This window comes from Streptococcus sp. k-378 (assembly GCF_013277505.1).
In the GTDB taxonomy this organism is placed as follows: domain Bacteria; phylum Bacillota; class Bacilli; order Lactobacillales; family Streptococcaceae; genus Streptococcus; species Streptococcus pseudopneumoniae.
The window spans coordinates 6,847-23,121 of sequence record NZ_VMNC01000034.1 but is presented as its reverse complement, the minus strand read 5'-3'; the positions used below and the strand labels follow the sequence as shown (position 1 = coordinate 23,121).

Annotated in this window: 14 protein-coding genes and 1 pseudogene; 9 read left to right on the top strand and 6 right to left on the bottom strand. The window is 36.7% G+C overall.

Annotated elements, in window-relative coordinates:
* Positions 1–58 precede the first annotated feature (58 nt).
* Entirely contained in the window at positions 59–1,300 is a 1,242-nt protein-coding gene (locus HT719_RS04125; RefSeq protein ID WP_172928345.1) for a Fic family protein, read from the bottom strand.
* Positions 1,301–1,560: 260 nt separating this feature from the next.
* Between HT719_RS04125 and HT719_RS04120 the strand changes: the two genes are divergently transcribed.
* The 3 genes from HT719_RS04120 (at position 1,561) to HT719_RS04110 (ending at position 5,730) form a co-directional block, all read left to right on the top strand.
* Positions 1,561–2,628, top strand: coding sequence for an AbiH family protein (locus HT719_RS04120; RefSeq protein ID WP_172928344.1), 1,068 nt, complete (start codon positions 1,561–1,563; stop codon positions 2,626–2,628).
* A complete protein-coding gene (locus HT719_RS04115) occupies positions 2,625–3,845 on the top strand; it encodes a restriction endonuclease subunit S (RefSeq protein WP_172928343.1) in 1,221 nt (406 codons plus the stop codon). Before HT719_RS04120 ends, HT719_RS04115 begins: the two co-directional genes overlap by 4 nt.
* 283 nt (positions 3,846–4,128) lie before the next feature.
* Positions 4,129–5,730, top strand: coding sequence for a type I restriction-modification system subunit M (locus HT719_RS04110; protein WP_172928341.1), 1,602 nt, complete (start codon positions 4,129–4,131; stop codon positions 5,728–5,730).
* Between the two features lie 345 nt (positions 5,731–6,075).
* Here HT719_RS04110 and HT719_RS04105 read toward each other — a convergent pair whose 3' ends face one another.
* The 5 genes and pseudogenes from HT719_RS04105 to HT719_RS04085 form a co-directional block, all read right to left on the bottom strand.
* Positions 6,076–7,197: a Fic family protein gene (locus HT719_RS04105; RefSeq protein ID WP_172928339.1), complete on the bottom strand. Its 1,122-nt coding sequence runs from the start codon at positions 7,195–7,197 to the stop codon at positions 6,076–6,078.
* A gap of 522 nt (positions 7,198–7,719) precedes the next feature.
* The gene (gene rpmG / locus HT719_RS04100; RefSeq protein ID WP_001265622.1) at positions 7,720–7,869 is read right to left on the bottom strand and encodes a 50S ribosomal protein L33; all 150 of its coding nucleotides are present in this window, start codon (positions 7,867–7,869) and stop codon (positions 7,720–7,722) included.
* A 15-nt stretch (positions 7,870–7,884) separates the two neighbouring features.
* Positions 7,885–8,067: a 50S ribosomal protein L32 gene (rpmF, locus tag HT719_RS04095; RefSeq protein WP_000290417.1), complete on the bottom strand. Its 183-nt coding sequence runs from the start codon at positions 8,065–8,067 to the stop codon at positions 7,885–7,887.
* Between the two features lie 151 nt (positions 8,068–8,218).
* A complete protein-coding gene (locus HT719_RS04090; RefSeq protein WP_000228848.1) occupies positions 8,219–8,419 on the bottom strand; it encodes a PTS ascorbate transporter subunit IIC in 201 nt (66 codons plus the stop codon).
* A 2-nt stretch (positions 8,420–8,421) separates the two neighbouring features.
* A pseudogene (locus HT719_RS04085) lies at positions 8,422–8,577 on the bottom strand (hypothetical protein); the annotation flags it as partial.
* 174 nt (positions 8,578–8,751) lie between these two features.
* Between HT719_RS04085 and HT719_RS04080 the strand changes: the two are divergent.
* The 6 genes from HT719_RS04080 (at position 8,752) to ilvD (ending at position 16,155) form a co-directional block, all read left to right on the top strand.
* On the top strand, positions 8,752–10,782 hold the full coding sequence (locus HT719_RS04080) for a BglG family transcription antiterminator (protein WP_172928337.1): 2,031 nt from the start codon (positions 8,752–8,754) through the stop codon (positions 10,780–10,782).
* Positions 10,783–10,785: 3 nt separating this feature from the next.
* Positions 10,786–11,070 carry a PTS sugar transporter subunit IIB gene (locus HT719_RS04075; protein WP_000912476.1) on the top strand — a complete coding sequence of 95 codons (285 nt, stop codon included), beginning with the start codon at positions 10,786–10,788 and terminating at the stop codon, positions 11,068–11,070.
* 12 nt (positions 11,071–11,082) lie between these two features.
* Complete coding sequence (locus tag HT719_RS04070) at positions 11,083–12,429, top strand: PTS ascorbate transporter subunit IIC (RefSeq protein ID WP_000975295.1); 1,347 nt, start codon at positions 11,083–11,085, stop codon at positions 12,427–12,429.
* 3 nt (positions 12,430–12,432) lie between these two features.
* Positions 12,433–13,290: a transketolase gene (locus HT719_RS04065; RefSeq protein ID WP_054392982.1), complete on the top strand. Its 858-nt coding sequence runs from the start codon at positions 12,433–12,435 to the stop codon at positions 13,288–13,290.
* On the top strand, positions 13,287–14,219 hold the full coding sequence (locus HT719_RS04060) for a transketolase family protein (RefSeq protein WP_172928335.1): 933 nt from the start codon (positions 13,287–13,289) through the stop codon (positions 14,217–14,219). The genes HT719_RS04065 and HT719_RS04060 overlap by 4 nt, the downstream gene beginning before the upstream one ends.
* Before the next feature lie 232 nt (positions 14,220–14,451).
* Positions 14,452–16,155, top strand: coding sequence for a dihydroxy-acid dehydratase (ilvD, locus tag HT719_RS04055; RefSeq protein ID WP_119947812.1), 1,704 nt, complete (start codon positions 14,452–14,454; stop codon positions 16,153–16,155).
* Positions 16,156–16,275: the final 120 nt, after the last annotated feature.

Below are 16,275 nucleotides of genomic sequence, written 5' to 3'. Positions count from 1 at the left end.
AGTGTTTTGAGCAGCCTGCAGCTAGTTTCCTAGTTTGCTCTTTGATTTTCATTGAGTATTAAAAATAGTCAGAAAGATAATGTTGGGAAGGTTTTCGACCAATTAGGGTCAAAATTCCCCTCTCTTCAAGATGCAAGAAAGCATCCTTGATCTTTTTCTTAGAGTAATGATGGTTGGACTGATTGGCCAGTTGGATGATGCTTCTATCTTCTATGCCATCTCTCTTATCATCGACAAAGAGCTTGGACTGAGCGAGGAGAAACAAGATGTATTTCTCGACTTCCTCCAGCCCTTCTGTTTGCTCTATCTTAACTTTATAGCGATGCAGTTGCTCTTGTTTTTCAAGGAGGGTTTGGATAATGTTTTCCTGTCCTTCCTTGATAAAAGTCAACAAGGTTTCAACGAAGAAGGTAGCATCGGCACGGTTGAGATGATCGCCAGTATTCCTAAAAGCCTTATAATAGTCTTGCTTATGGTGATTGATTTGTTGGGACAAAACTAACCCTGAAAATTTATCGAGTTTTCTAGACAAGTACTTGGCAAGGATATAGCGTCCTGTCCGACCGTTACCGTCATAGAAGGGATGAATATTTTCAAAAAAATAGTGTCCAGCACAAGCCTTGATAAGGTTTGGGATAGAATGGTCGTTGATAAAACGAATCCACTCTGTCAGCATAACCTGAATCTGTTCCTCCTTTTGAGGTGGGATATAGATGACTTTGCCAGTCTTGTCGTCTTGGATAAAGACCGATTTCTGTCTAAAAAACTCTCCATCGAGTTCATCCTCTGGCGAGATTTCTCCTTGTGTTAATTGGTCATAAATCCCTCTGATATCTTCAAGCGATTGGATTTGGAGAAATTCATCCTTAAGGATTTGTTGGTACATTCGCAAGGTGGAAAGATGTTTGATTTGTTCGGTCTTGTAGGGGTCTTCCTCTAGGAGTTTTTCCACATCGACCAACTCTTTACGAGTTGTATGGATACCCTCAATCTCATTTGTGGAAATAATCGATTGGTAGAGTTGTTCTTTATAAAACTGATCGTGGGCAATCTTGGGGAGGGTACCAGCTATTTCGCTAATTCGTTGAGACTGCTGTGAGATAGTTTCCATCAGTTGGGAAAGCCCAAGATGCAGGGTAACAAATAGAGGGTATTGGCTTGTTTTGACAGTATCGCGTTGCATTAAATGAGGATAAAGAGATGTCCTAATGGAGCTGTATCCCTGTATGCGTAGTTGATACTCTTCCTCATACTGGTCACGATGACTGTAGTAGATTTTTCTAAGTTCTCTATAGTTCATATGTAGTCATCCTCGCATTTCAACGTTTTTTAACATTATATCACAAAACCAGCCCTTCTATTGTTTCAAAATAGGAAAAATTGAAGAATAGAATGGCGAAGTTGCTGATCTAAAGTGCAAAAAAGGCCAAAATTGAACAATAGGAATGACAGATAGACATCCTAAAGTGCAAAAATAGGTAAAATTGAAGAATAGACATCAAAAAAAGAAAATCTAAAGTGTAGAAATGAGAAAATTGAGTAATAGAGAGGAGGGATAGAGTGGAGAAATTATTTATTATCGGAAATGGTTTTGATATGGCGCATGATTTGAAGACGAATTATCTATATTTCAAGAAGTTTGTTTATCAGCAGGCTTATGGGAAAGATGAGTTGTTAGAGTCGTTGCAAACATCAAAGGGAATTTGCGACTTTTTTAGGGAAAAGGATATTGAAATTCAAGAACAACATCGATATGTTAATGAAGATGAGTTGAGAGACATATATGGATATTCTCTGCCTAAAATTAGAAATGGTCAGTTAGATAAACATGAACGGTATCAATTTATTTATCGACATATGATGCAATTAATGGGATTAGAAAATTTTTGGTCTCAGTTGGAGCGTGATTTAGGTTGGATAAATGAGGTGAAAATTATACCGCCATCTTGTATCTTGGAAAATTTAGAAACATATTCTGAGGAACTGGCAACGATTCTTGAAAAATTTCTAAGAGCAGACATTGAAAACTTATTTAGGGAATGGGTTCAATGTTTTATTCTTGACTGGGATAATATGCCTACTAATCTAAAAAAACTAAAACGAAAGAAATCTGTTGAACACAATAAAAATGCCTACTTTTTAACTTTTAATTATAGTATGTTATTAGAGGATTTCTACGGTATAAATTCTGAACAAATATGTCATATACATGGAAGTATTTCTGAAGATAAACTAATATTTGGACATAATCGTGAAATGGATTCTTATGATAAATTTAGACAAAATAACCCAACTGAGGTACGTGACTTTCTTCATAATTTAGTTTATTTGACTAGAAAGCCCGTCCATCAGCAACTTAGAAAACACGACTACTTTTTCAAAAGTTTAAGTTCTATCAAAGAAATTTACTTCATTGGTTTTGGTATTCGGGATGAGAATGGAGTAGATGCTCTATACTTTAAAGAAATCTTTAAACAGGCACCGGATGTGAGCATTTATATAGACCAGTTTGATAAGAAGTATGAATATACTATTAAGAAAGTACTTAAGGCATGGGGTGCTCATAAAGCTTATCAATTGCAATTTATAGATACAAATAAAGATGAAATAGTTGGAGGAGATATATGACAAAACAACCAAGTTATCGCTTTGTGGGACATACTGAACCTTGGGAAGAGAAGAAATTGGGAGAGGTTGCGGAGAGTTTTGACTATGGGTTAAACGCTTCAGCTAAAGAATTTGATGGTGTGAATAAGTATATACGCATCACTGATATTGATGACTTTAGTAATGAGTTTTTAAAAACGAATCTGACATCTCCTGATGTTAAAATTGACGAATCCAGTGATTATTTATTATATGAAGGAGATATATTATTTACAAGAACTGGAGCTAGCACAGGAAAAACATACTACTATAAAAAAACTGATGGTGTTGTATTTTTTGCAGGATTCTTAATAAGAGCTAGGATAAAAGAAGATAATGATTATAAATTTATTTTTCAAAATACACTAACAAAAAATTTTAAGAAGTATGTAGATATTACATCACAAAGGTCGGGGCAACCGGGTGTAAATGCTAAAGAATATGCTAATTTTTTATTATCCCTCCCCTCCCTCCCAGAGCAAACTGCCATTGGTTCTTTCTTCCAAGATATTGACCAGCTCATTAGCCTTCAACAGCGTAAGTTAGAGGTGCTCAAAGAGCAGAAGAAAACCTACCTCAAGCTCCTCTTCCCAGCCAAAGGACAAACCAAACCAGCCCTTCGCTTCGCAGGATTTGAAGATGACTGGAAGGAAGTGAAGTTGGGGGAAAGTGCAGATTATAAAAATGGTAAAGGATATGAGGATAGACAATCTGATTCTGGTAGTTACGAATTAATTAATTTAAATTCAATTAGTATAGATGGTGGATTAAAGCACTCTGGTAAGTTTATTGACAAAGCTGATGAAACACTTGAAAAAGGAGATTTAGTCATGGTGCTAAGTGATGTGGCTCATGGGAATCTACTTGGAAGAGTTGCTATTATACCTGAAAGTAATAAATTTGTCCTGAATCAGAGGGTTGCATTGCTAAGACCACGACTCAATTCAAATTCAGAGTTTCTGTACTCATATATCAACTCAAATCAATATTATTTTAAATCTCAAGGTGCAGGGATGTCTCAGTTAAATATCTCTAGGTCATCTGTAGAAAATTTTAGTGTTTACTTCCCTTCCCTCCCTGAACAAGAAGCTATCGGTTCTTTCTTCCAAGACTTAGACAAGGCCATTGCCAAGCAAGAGGAAAAAGTCAATCAACTCAAAGAATGCAAACAAACCCTACTCAGAAAAATGTTTATCTAAGATACAAAGACCACAAAAAGCCCAGTAATTAGTTTTAAAAGAGTTTATTGTAAAATGAGCGCGAACGAAGTGAGCTTTTAGAGGATATTTTCCGCCATGGTGGTATCCTATACAATAACAAAGTTATTGTATAGGACGGGATTTTTGAGACTCTGGGCTCAAAAATTAGGGATGAAATTCCGAAGGAAGTTGCTCCCGTCCGCACTATTTAAGGAAAATATAAAAAAGAAAAATATTTTAAAACATGGAATACTACTAACAACATAAATTGATAGGAGACCCTATGTCACAAACAGATTTATCAAGAGAACTCTACCAATCCCTCTGGAATGCGGCAGATATCCTGCGTGGCCAGATGGAAGCTAATGAATACAAGTCCTACCTCTTGGGCTTGATTTTCTACAAGTACCTATCCGACAACATCCTCCAAGCCGTCTGTGATAACTTGGACGAGACCTTTGAGTCCTTCCAGCAAGCACAGCTTCTCTATGAGGAAAACTTTGCGGATGCAGATGTCCGTGAAGACCTCATCGAGGTCTTAAATGACGAGCTAGGCTATGTGATTGAGCCTTCTCTGACCTTTACCAAGCTGGTCCAGTCTATCCATGAAGGAACCTTCCAGCTAGAATCCCTAGCCCAAAGTTTCCGTGATATCGAGCAGGCCAATGAAAAATTTGAAAATCTCTTCGAAGATATCGACCTCTATGCCAAAAAACTAGGTAATACCCCACAAAAGCAAAACAAGACCATCTCTGAGGTTATGAAACAGCTCAACGACCTCAATGTCTCTGGTCATGCTGGTGATATCTTGGGTGATGCTTATGAGTACTTGATTGGCCAGTTTGCCAGTGATTCTGGTAAAAAAGCTGGAGAGTTCTATACACCTCAAGCAGTCTCTCACCTCATGACTCAGGTTGTCTTTGCAGGGCGGGAGCATCAAAAGGGCATGTCGGTTTACGACCCGACCATGGGTTCTGGTTCCCTCTTGCTTAATGCCAAGCGCTATAGTAAGGAAGCTTCGACGATTTCTTACTACGGTCAAGAATTGATTACTTCGACCTTCAACCTTGCTCGTATGAATATGATGCTTCATGGAGTTGCGATTGAGAACTATCACCTCAGCAATCACGACACCCTAGACGAAGATTGGCCGACTACGGAGCCGACAGACTTTGATGGGGTTTTGATGAACCCACCCTATTCGCTGAAGTGGTCAGCAGATAGTGGATTCTTGCAAGATCCTCGCTTTTCAAGTTATGGAGTTCTGGCACCTAAGTCCAAAGCAGATTTTGCCTTCCTTCTTCACGGTTTTTACCACCTCAAGCACAATGGGGTTATGGCTATTGTCCTTCCTCACGGAGTTCTCTTTCGAGGAGCAGCCGAGCAAAAGATTCGCCAACACCTGCTAGAAGAAGGCGCTATTGATACAGTTATCGGCTTGCCAGCAAATATCTTCTACAATACCTCTATCCCGACAACCATTATTATCCTTAAAAAGAATCGCACCAATAAGGATGTCTTCTTTATCGATGCCTCAAAAGAGTTTGAAAAAGGGAAAAATCAAAACAATATGACAGAAGACCATATTGCCAAGATTTTGGAGACCTATCAAAAACGCGAGAATGTCGAGAAATTTGCCCATCTAGCCAGCTTTGAAGAGATTGTCGAAAATGACTACAACCTCAACATTCCACGCTATGTTGATACCTTTGAGGAAGAACCCGTTGTTCCTCTAGCCGACCTCGCAGACCAGCTCGCAGAGATTGATAAAGAGATTGGAGAGGTAGAAGCCAGACTCGCACACATGCGCAGCCAGCTAGTAGGTACAACACCAGAAGCACAAGCAGAATTAACCGCCTATCTCGAAAAGTTGAAAGAGATTTAGAGACTTGTGAGAATACTCTGCTAAAAATTTAGAAAAATAAAATGACAGTAGAAAATCTATTGTCATTTTTGTTATTGATTATCTAAGTAAAAATCGAATTAGAACTAAACTAAAAGGATTCAGTCCTATCAAATACAGAATTTAATCCTTAACATAAAGATAATGACTAACTTTTTGAGAAGTGATGTTATTTTTCTAAAACAAAATAAGTAAAGTGTGTATTATTTTCGTGAAGTAAAAACGGGATTTGCTTCACCTAATCTTTCTTTAATGAAGCAAATTCCGTTTTTACTTCACGAAAGAAAGTAGAAGTGAAGCAAAACGAAGATGAGCTTCAATATAAAATTATTGAACTATTCTTAGCAGGTGTGGACAAAAGTAAGTACGATTTCTTTGAGCAGAGTCTGTTGAAAGAAATTCTTCATCAATTAATTTATTTAATAATGTATATACCGTACGTTCAGAGATACTAAGGTGTTTGCTGACTTGTTTTGCTTTAAAAATTGGAGAAGAGAAAATGAAATCAAGAAGTTGAATACCAGAGACAGAATTCAATTTTGGTATTATTTCTTCTTTCATCTTATTATAAAGGTTTAAGATATCCTGTGCCTTTTTTGTACTCTCTTCTGCTGAGAAAATTACTCCTTCCAAATAGTATTTAAACCAATCTTTCCAGTTATTATTTTTAGAGATGTTTGATAAATGAGAGATATATAGTGATCGATCACTTTCAAAATATGAACTCATGTAAAATGTAGGATAAGATAGCAATTCTTGGTAGTAAAGAAACAGTGGGATTAACAATCTTCCTATTCGACCATTACCATCTTCGAATGGATGAATCATTTCAAATTGAGCATGTACAATAGCTGATTGAACTAATAAGTCTAAATCATCATGATGCATATATTGTTCTAAATTGGACATATACTCCGTAGTTTGTTCTGGCGGAATTGGTGTGTAAGAGATAGTTGCTCTACTTCCAATGTAATTTTGAGTTCTTTTAAAATTTCCTGGATTCTTGCTGCTTCCTCTAACGTTATCCAATAGAATTTTATGCATCTCTTTTATTATTCTATTAGATAATGGTAACCCTCTAGAGTTATTGTCATTAATTGTAGTAATATTTTCGAGAGCATAAAAAAGTGCTTTTCGATAATTAATAATTTCATGTAGTTCATCACGTTCTATATCAACCTTATTACCTGCTTCGTAATTTAGTAGGTCTTCTAGAGTTGCATGAGTACCTTCAAGTTTTGAGGAAAGGACGGCTTCTTGGCTGAGCAATGGTGAAATTAGTAGCATTGGATTGATAATAGATGCTAAAAATCCTTCATAGGTTCCAATAGCTATACCTGCTTTAGAAACTAATCTAATTATTTGTGGATCTGTATATATTGAAGTATAGTCAAATGGAAGTTTTTCTGGTAAATAGGGTTTAGGTATGTTTTTAAATGTATTATTCATGTTTATAATTCCTATTAAAATTTTTTCTCAATATTTTTATTATAGAAAGCCAATGTAGTGAGTGACTATAACCTGTACTTGAATTATATTTCTAAGGTATATTGACAAGTATATGAAAATCAAGTAAAAAAGTAAACTGGATTGTCAATTTAAATCTTTGATTTTATGATATTTTTTAAAATAGTAATGTAAATATTTTTAGAGTTTAAGTTTGATTAAAAGTGTGTATCTTCATTAAGTATAGATTGAAAGGATTAATGTTGAACAATTTTAATGAGATACTAAAAACGGAATATAAATGTTTGTTTTATTTCATTATAACACAGAGATAAGAAAAAATAGATAGTGAGACGAGTTTAAATAGGATTACTCGTTATGAAATGTTAATTACTTTTGATGGCTTAACAAATATTATCAATAATGTAGTCATTCGAATGATTCTCATTGCAATGTACTGAAATTAACAAAAAGAAAAAACGCTTGAATCAGCGTTTTTCTTCTGTATTGATTCGTATTGAATGCTTACTTCACTTCTGTAAACACAACGTGTTTGCGAAGTTTTGGTGAGTATTTCTTCAATTGAAGACGGTCTGGAGTGTTACGTTTGTTTTTAGAAGTAAGGTACAAGCGTTCACCAGATTCTTTGTGTTCAAGTGTAATATTTACGCGCATGGTATCTCCCTTCTATTATTCAGCTGATGCAGCTTTAGCGATTTTACGTCCTTTGTAGTATCCTTTAAGTGATACACGGTGAGAACGTGAGTAATCTCCAGTAGTTTCGTCAAAGTTTACAGATGGAGCTGTTACTTTGTAGTGTGTACGACGTTTGTTTTTCTTCGCTTTTGAAGTGCGACGTGCAGGTACTGCCATTTTGATTTCTCCTTTAGGTATTTATATTCGATTCAATCTACTGATTTTCATCAACCATACTAGGATAACACATTTTTTTTGTAAAGTAAAGTTACTTGACAAAAAAAGATGAAAAAATTCTCCTGTCAGACCTAGCAGACAGGAGAAGGTGTTAAATATCAATTTCAAATGGTTCGTCAATGGTTTCTGATACGTATTTTCCGTCTTTCTTCCGTTGTTTGACACATTCTGTGAGGAGATATTCGATTTGCCCATTGACTGAACGAAAGTCATCTTCTGCCCATGATGTGAGTGCAGCGTATAACTTTGTTGAGAGTCGAAGGGGGATCTGCTTTTTTTTAGCTTCAACCATCTTTAGTAAAGACTTCCCGTGTTGACAATTGGTTGTGCATCATGATTGCCACAAAGAACGACAAGGAGATTTGAAACCATGGCAGCTTTTCGTTCTTCGTCAATCTCTACCAATTCCCCTTCATTGAGCCGTTCCAGTGTCGTTTCAACCATTCCCATTATTTGATATCTAAATGATATCACTTTGTTTTTAAAAGTCAATAGAAAGTTGAAAATAATCACTAAAAACTTTCAGCCCAATAATTTCTTTTAAAAGGTGAGATTATATTGTGCTCAAATACTCTTTTATTCTTATAACTTTTACACTATAATTGTAGTTAGAAAGGAAGAGAAATGTTTGATTATAGAGCACTAGTTATTTTGATGACTTTGATGGATCATTGTGAGCTATCATTATATGAATTATCTGTTAAGGTGAGCTTACCTATAAAGGAAGTCAAAGAAGGAATAGATTATTTAGTGCCTTATCTAGCTAATAAAGGGATAGTGCTGGATAAAAAACAAGGTCGCTATAGTTTATCAAATCGTACGAAGCAGTCTTTGACAGATATTATTAAGTCGGATGAATTGGTTTTACCAAAGTCGACTCGCTTAGCTTTAATCTATCTTTACACTTTTTGCCGATTAGATTTTATATCGAATAATCATTACCAAGACTTTTTGAAAGTAAGTAAGAATACAACCTTATCTGATATTCAATCATTAAGAAAGATTATGTTAGATAATGATTTGGAGCTAGGGTACAGTAGAGCAAAAGGTTATACTTTACACGGTTCAGAGTGGAATAAGCACCGCTTAGCTTTTCAAATGGTTAGTGAGTTGCTGGAATCCTCCATAGGGATTTGGGGTTTGGATTATGTTTTATCCAGTTGGGGGTATTCATTAGCTTATGATTTGATAAATCAGGTAGTTAAAGATTATTATGAGAAGCTACAGCTAGTACCTATTGTTAATCAATTAAAAGTTTACCTTTTCGGTTTAGTATTCATTCTGTGTAGGTATCAAAGGGATGTTGAAAGAGTATGTCTTTCAGAGACATTAGTATCTCCTGTTATTCAAGATATAACCACTATTTTATTGGATACAGTGGTTGATTTGGGAATTATAGATACGGTGTTTTCTGAGGATGATTATCGCTATATCACCGTTTTATTATCAAGTTGCTTTGAAGGTGAAGTAGATGTTGCTCCGGTTTACTTTAATCAATTAACAGAGGCTATTATAAGTAGAATGGAAGATATTTCTTTGTTACATTTTAAACAAAGGGAAGGATTGAGAGAAAATCTTCGCCGCCACCTTATACCGGCTTACTATAGATTAAAGTTCGGCCTACCTAGTTCAAATGAATATGTATTGCATGTTAAAGAACATTATCCTGATTTATTTGAATTAGTCAAAGATTCTTTGATGCCCTTGATGGACGCTATTGACAATCCCATACCTGATAGTGAAACAGCATATTTTGTTATCCATTTCGGAGGTTATTTAAAGAAAGCAGATACTTTGCCTCAAAAATGGTATAAAGCAGCAATCATTTGTCCTAATGGTGTTAGTTCTTCATTGATGTTAAAAGAGAATCTATTAGCATTATTTCCTCAAATTGAGTTTATAGGAACCTTAAAGATTGATGATTTACAGGTGAAAGCTAGTAGTGACTATGATATGGTTTTTTCTACCATAAAGGTGGAGACAGAAAAGCCAAATTATCTAGTTTCGGTTATGATGACTGAAGAGCAAGCAATACAACTAGTAGAACTAGTGTTAAAAGATTTTCCGAATTTAGAGTATGGGGATTTTGAGATTGAACAAATCCTGAATATTGTCAAAAAATATGGAATTATTACACAAGAATTGGAATTAAGATTGGCGTTAAAGAATTATCTTTATCAAAAAAATGATCGAAAGGAAATTGTACCAGTGCTAGAACAACTTATTACCAAAGAAACCTATCAGGTTAGTTCGCAAAAATTAGGATGGAAGGAGGCGATTCGTTTAGCAGCTAAACCGCTTTTGGATCAAGATAAGATAACTGAGAACTACCCTGAGGCAATGATTCAAAAAGTAGAAGAGTTTGGGCCTTTTATTAATTTAGGGAAGGGAGTAGCAATTCCTCACGCTCGGCCAGATGAAGGTGTGAATGAAATAGGAATGTCAATGTTAGTTTTGGAAGAACCGATTTATTTATTGGATAATCCAGAACAAGAGGTAAGATTGTTGATTTGTATTGCAGCCATTGATAATGAGAGTCATTTAAAGGCTTTGTCACATTTAACAACAATTTTAAGAGATAAAAATCATGTTCAAACTTTAATATCATCAAAAAACTATGATGACATTAAAATGATAATTAAACAGGAGGATTAGATAATGTTAAAAATTGGTACAGCTTGTGGTTCAGGATTAGGTTCAAGTTTTATGGTACAGATGAATATTGAATCTGTATTGAGTGATTTGAATGTTTCAGATGTAGAAGTTGAACATTATGATTTAGGTGGAGCAGATCCAAATGCAGCTGATATTTGGATTGTTGGTCGTGATCTAGCTGATTCAGCTAGTCATCTTGGAGATGTTCGTATCTTAAATAGTATTATTGATATGGATGAACTACGAGAATTAATTACTAAACTTTGTGAAGAAAAAGGACTTATATAGGAGGCTAGCGTCATGATGAAGTTCATATTGGATATTGTTAGTACACCAGCTATTTTAGTAGCTTTAATTGCAATTTTAGGATTAGTTCTTCAGAAGAAGAAATTACCTGATATTATTAAAGGTGGAATTAAGACCTTTGTTGGTTTCTTAGTTGTATCTGGTGGTGCAGGAATTGTACAAAATTCTTTAAATCCATTTGGTACCATGTTTGAGCATGCTTTTCATTTATCTGGCGTTGTGCCGAATAATGAAGCAATTGTAGCTGTAGCTTTAACAACATATGGCTCAGCTACTGCAATGATTATGTTTGCAGGCATGGTGTTCAATATCTTAATCGCTCGTTTTACTCGATTTAAATATATTTTTTTAACAGGGCACCACACTCTATATATGGCATGTATGATTGCGGTCATTTTATCAGTTGCTGGCTTTACTAGCTTGCCTCTTATCTTACTAGGAGGATTAGCACTCGGTATTATTATGAGTATTTCCCCAGCATTTGTGCAAAAATATATGGTTCAATTAACTGGAAATGACAAGGTGGCTTTAGGTCATTTCAGTTCTTTGGGATATTGGTTGAGTGGTTTTACTGGTAGCCTTATCGGTGACAAATCAAAATCAACAGAGGACATTAAATTTCCAAAGAGTTTAGCTTTTTTACGTGATAGCACTGTTAGTATTACTTTATCCATGGCAGTTATTTACATTATTGTAGCTATCTTTGCAGGGTCAGAATATATAGAAAAAGAAATCAGTAGTGGTACAAGTGGTCTAGTTTATGCTTTACAATTAGCAGGTCAATTTGCAGCAGGGGTATTTGTTATTTTAGCAGGTGTTCGCCTTATTTTGGGTGAAATTGTTCCAGCCTTTAAAGGTATTTCAGAGCGTCTTGTACCTAATTCAAAACCTGCTTTGGATTGTCCGATTGTTTATACTTATGCACCCAATGCAGTTCTAATTGGATTTATCTCTAGTTTTATTGGTGGTTTAGTAAGTATGGCAATTATGATTGCTTCAGGAACGGTTGTTATCTTACCAGGCGTTGTGCCTCATTTCTTCTGTGGAGCGACTGCAGGTGTCATTGGGAATGCATCTGGTGGTGTTCGTGGAGCCACTATTGGAGCATTTTTACAAGGTATTTTAATCAGTTTTCTTCCAGTCTTTTTAATGCCAGTTTTGGGAGGACTTGGTTTCCAAGGATCAACTTTCTCAGATGCAGATTTTGGTCTATCAGGAATTATTTTAGGAATGTTAAATCAATTTGGTTCACAAGCAGGCATTGTGATTGGTCTTGTTCTTATTCTAGCAGTTATGTTTGGAGTATCCTTTATTAAAAAGTCATCTGCAAAGGAGGAGTAAGGGATGATTTTAAGTGAAAATAGAGAAGATGAGTTAAGAAAATTTGCGACTAACATCCGATTAAATACTCTTGAAACCTTGAATCATCTTGGATTCGGACATTACGGAGGAAGTCTGTCTATCGTAGAAGTTTTAGCAGTGCTTTATGGTGAAATAATGCCAATGACTCCAGAAATATTTGCAGCACGAGATAGAGATTATTTCATATTATCAAAAGGTCATGGAGGACCAGCTCTATACAGTACACTCTATTTGAATGGTTTCTTTGACAAAGAATTCTTATATTCTTTAAATACAAATGGAACCAAATTACCGTCTCATCCTGATAGAAATCTAACGCCAGGCATAGATATGACAACGGGCTCTTTAGGACAAGGAATTAGTGTTGCAACTGGACTTGCATATGGTCAGAGAATAAGAAAGAGTCCCTTTTATACTTATGCTATTGTTGGAGATGGTGAGTTAAATGAGGGACAATGTTGGGAGGCTATACAGTTTGCTTCTCAGCAACAGTTATCCAACTTAATTGTATTTGTTGATGATAACAAAAAACAATTAGATGGTTTTACAAAGGATATTTGTAATCCAGGTGACTTCGTAGAAAAATTTTCAGCATTTGGATTTGAATCCATTAGGGTCAAGGGTTCAGATATTAGAGAAATTTATGAAGGGATTGTCCAATTAAAACAGTCAAATAATTCATCACCTAAGTGCATTGTATTAGATACTATTAAAGGTCAAGGGGTTCAAGAGCTGGAAGAAATGAAATCCAATCATCATCTTCGCCCTACTGTAGAGGAGAAACAAATGTTAACTTCAGTTGTAGAAAGATTAAGTCAGGAATTGGAGGAAACAGAATGATGAGAAGCACGAAAGAATTACGGCATGTATATAGAGACTTCCTTTTAGAGGCTAATCAAAGTGATTCTGATATAGTAGTCTTAGAAGCCGATTTGTCAAGTTCGATGGCTACTCATAATCTTGAAAAGGACTTTGGAGACCGTTATGTGAATGTTGGGATTATGGAAGCAGAAATGGTCGGCCTTGCAGCAGGCTTGTCTATTCAGGGGTTTAGACCTTATCTTCATACATTTGGCCCTTTTGCTTCACGAAGAGTATTTGATCAATTATTTATTTCTCTTGGATACGCACAATTGGATGCCACTGTTATTGGATCAGATGCAGGAGTAACTGCGGAAATGAATGGTGGGACACATATGCCATTTGAAGAAATTGGATTGTTACGTTTAATTCCTAAATCGATCATTTTCGAAGCAACTGATGATATCCAATTTCGTGAAATCTTGAACCAGACATTAGAATTAAAAGGACTAAAATATATTCGAACAATTCGAAAAGCTCCAGTTCCTGTGTATCAAGGTGGAGAAGATTTTTCTAAAGGCTACATTGAGTTAAGGCATGGTGAAGATCTTGTAATCGTTGCTTCTGGCATAATGGTTGCTCCAAGTATTCGAGTTGCAGATGAACTGTCTAAATTAGGTTATTCAGTAGGTGTGGTAGATTTATTTAGAATCAAACCGATACCAGAACAGATAAAAACAATGTTAAGTGGAAAAACTATATTTACTGTAGAAAACCACAATCAGATAGGTGGAATTGGCAGTGCTTTATGTGAATTATTCTCTGATGATGGAATAACAAAAATTCATCGGATGGGTGTTCAAGAAAGATTCGGTCAAGTAGGGAAAGTGGATTATCTTCTTAATGAGTATGGTTTGAGTGAATCGAATATAAAAGAGAAAGTTCTAGAAATTTATAATGCAAGATAGATGTTAAATACACTGTTCTGAAAGAATTTTTGTAACAATTACAGTACGTTATTTAAAGAAAGCGGATTAAAAAGCATATTCTGGTCATCAGAAAGTGCCCTAATCCGCTTTGTTGTTTTTAGTTTTAAATATTTCATATGTATATAGAATTTTCTGAAAATTCAAGAATTTTCTTCTGTTCATTGCTTTTAAAATGTGCTATAATAGTAAAAACTGAAATGGGAGGGAACAAATGACTGAATTAGATAAACGTCACCGCAGTAGCATTTATGACAGTATGGTAAAATCACCAAACCGTGCTATGCTTCGTGCGACTGGTATGACAGATAAGGACTTTGAAACACCGATTGTGGGAGTGATTTCGACTTGGGCGGAAAATACACCATGTAACATTCACTTGCATGATTTCGGGAAACTGGCTAAAGAAGGTGTCAAATCTGCAGGCGCTTGGCCTGTACAGTTTGGAACTATTACCGTAGCAGACGGGATCGCTATGGGAACGCCTGGTATGCGTTTCTCTCTAACATCTCGTGACATCATCGCGGACTCCATCGAGGCGGCTATGAGTGGTCACAACGTGGATGCCTTCGTCGCTATCGGTGGCTGTGACAAGAACATGCCTGGATCTATGATTGCCATTGCCAATATGGATATCCCTGCAGTCTTTGCCTATGGTGGAACGATTGCACCGGGAAATCTTGATGGCAAAGACATTGACTTGGTTTCTGTCTTTGAGGGTATCGGAAAATGGAACCACGGTGACATGACAGCTGAGGACGTGAAACGTCTTGAATGTAATGCCTGCCCTGGCCCTGGTGGCTGTGGTGGTATGTATACTGCTAATACCATGGCGACTGCTATCGAAGTTTTGGGTATGAGTTTGCCAGGTTCTTCATCTCACCCAGCTGAATCAGCTGATAAGAAAGAAGATATCGAAGCAGCAGGACGTGCTGTTGTTAAGATGTTGGAGCTTGGTCTCAAACCATCAGATATCTTGACTCGTGAAGCCTTTGAAGATGCCATCACTGTGACGATGGCTCTCGGTGGTTCTACAAACGCCACTCTTCACTTGCTTGCCATTGCCCATGCTGCCAATGTTGACTTGTCACTTGAGGACTTCAATACGATCCAAGAGCGTGTGCCTCACTTGGCCGACTTGAAACCATCTGGTCAGTATGTCTTCCAAGACCTCTACGAAGTCGGTGGTGTCCCTGCGGTTATGAAGTACTTGTTGGCAAATGGATTCCTTCATGGAGATCGCATCACATGTACTGGTAAGACAGTTGCTGAGAACTTGGCTGACTTTGCAGACCTCACACCAGGTCAAAAAGTTATCATGCCACTTGAAAATCCAAAACGTGCGGACGGTCCGCTTATCATCTTGAACGGAAACCTTGCTCCTGACGGTGCAGTTGCCAAGGTATCAGGTGTTAAAGTGCGTCGTCACGTTGGGCCTGCTAAGGTCTTTGACTCAGAAGAAGATGCCATTCAGGCTGTTTTGACAGATGAAATCGTTGATGGCGATGTAGTCGTTGTTCGTTTCGTTGGACCTAAGGGTGGTCCTGGTATGCCTGAGATGCTGTCCCTTTCATCCATGATTGTTGGTAAAGGTCAGGGAGACAAGGTTGCCCTCTTGACGGATGGACGTTTCTCTGGTGGTACTTATGGTCTGGTTGTTGGACATATCGCTCCTGAAGCTCAGGATGGTGGACCAATTGCCTACCTTCGTACAGGCGATATCGTTACGGTTGACCAAGATACCAAAGAAATTTCCATGGCCGTATCCCAAGAAGAACTTGAAAAACGCAAGGCAGAAACAACCTTGCCACCACTTTATAGCCGTGGTGTCCTCGGTAAATATGCCCACATCGTATCATCTGCTTCACGCGGAGCCGTGACAGACTTCTGGAATATGGACAAGTCAGGTAAAAAATAAACTTAAAAAGCAAGCCAACTTCGGCTTGCTTCTTTTCATCTCCAAAAGTAATTTGCCTGCTTATACTCAATAAAAATCAAAGAGCAAACTAGAAAGCTAGGCGCAGGTTGCTCAAAACAC

Bases quoted from the DNA above. Each gene is read 5' to 3' on its own strand.
- HT719_RS04090 (WP_000228848.1), bottom strand. From the start codon at position 8,419: ATGGTTGAAGCTAAAAAAAAGCAGATCCCCCTTCGACTCTCAACAAAG.
- ilvD (WP_119947812.1), top strand. From the start codon at position 14,452: ATGACTGAATTAGATAAACGTCACCGCAGTAGCATTTATGACAGTATG.
- HT719_RS04065 (WP_054392982.1), top strand. From the start codon at position 12,433: ATGATTTTAAGTGAAAATAGAGAAGATGAGTTAAGAAAATTTGCGACT.
- HT719_RS04060 (WP_172928335.1), top strand. From the start codon at position 13,287: ATGATGAGAAGCACGAAAGAATTACGGCATGTATATAGAGACTTCCTT.
- HT719_RS04110 (WP_172928341.1), top strand. From the start codon at position 4,129: ATGTCACAAACAGATTTATCAAGAGAACTCTACCAATCCCTCTGGAAT.
- rpmF (WP_000290417.1), bottom strand. From the start codon at position 8,067: ATGGCAGTACCTGCACGTCGCACTTCAAAAGCGAAGAAAAACAAACGT.
- rpmG (WP_001265622.1), bottom strand. From the start codon at position 7,869: ATGCGCGTAAATATTACACTTGAACACAAAGAATCTGGTGAACGCTTG.
- HT719_RS04070 (WP_000975295.1), top strand. From the start codon at position 11,083: ATGATGAAGTTCATATTGGATATTGTTAGTACACCAGCTATTTTAGTA.
- HT719_RS04125 (WP_172928345.1), bottom strand. From the start codon at position 1,300: ATGAACTATAGAGAACTTAGAAAAATCTACTACAGTCATCGTGACCAG.
- HT719_RS04075 (WP_000912476.1), top strand. From the start codon at position 10,786: ATGTTAAAAATTGGTACAGCTTGTGGTTCAGGATTAGGTTCAAGTTTT.
- HT719_RS04105 (WP_172928339.1), bottom strand. From the start codon at position 7,197: ATGAATAATACATTTAAAAACATACCTAAACCCTATTTACCAGAAAAA.
- HT719_RS04080 (WP_172928337.1), top strand. From the start codon at position 8,752: ATGTTTGATTATAGAGCACTAGTTATTTTGATGACTTTGATGGATCAT.
- HT719_RS04115 (WP_172928343.1), top strand. From the start codon at position 2,625: ATGACAAAACAACCAAGTTATCGCTTTGTGGGACATACTGAACCTTGG.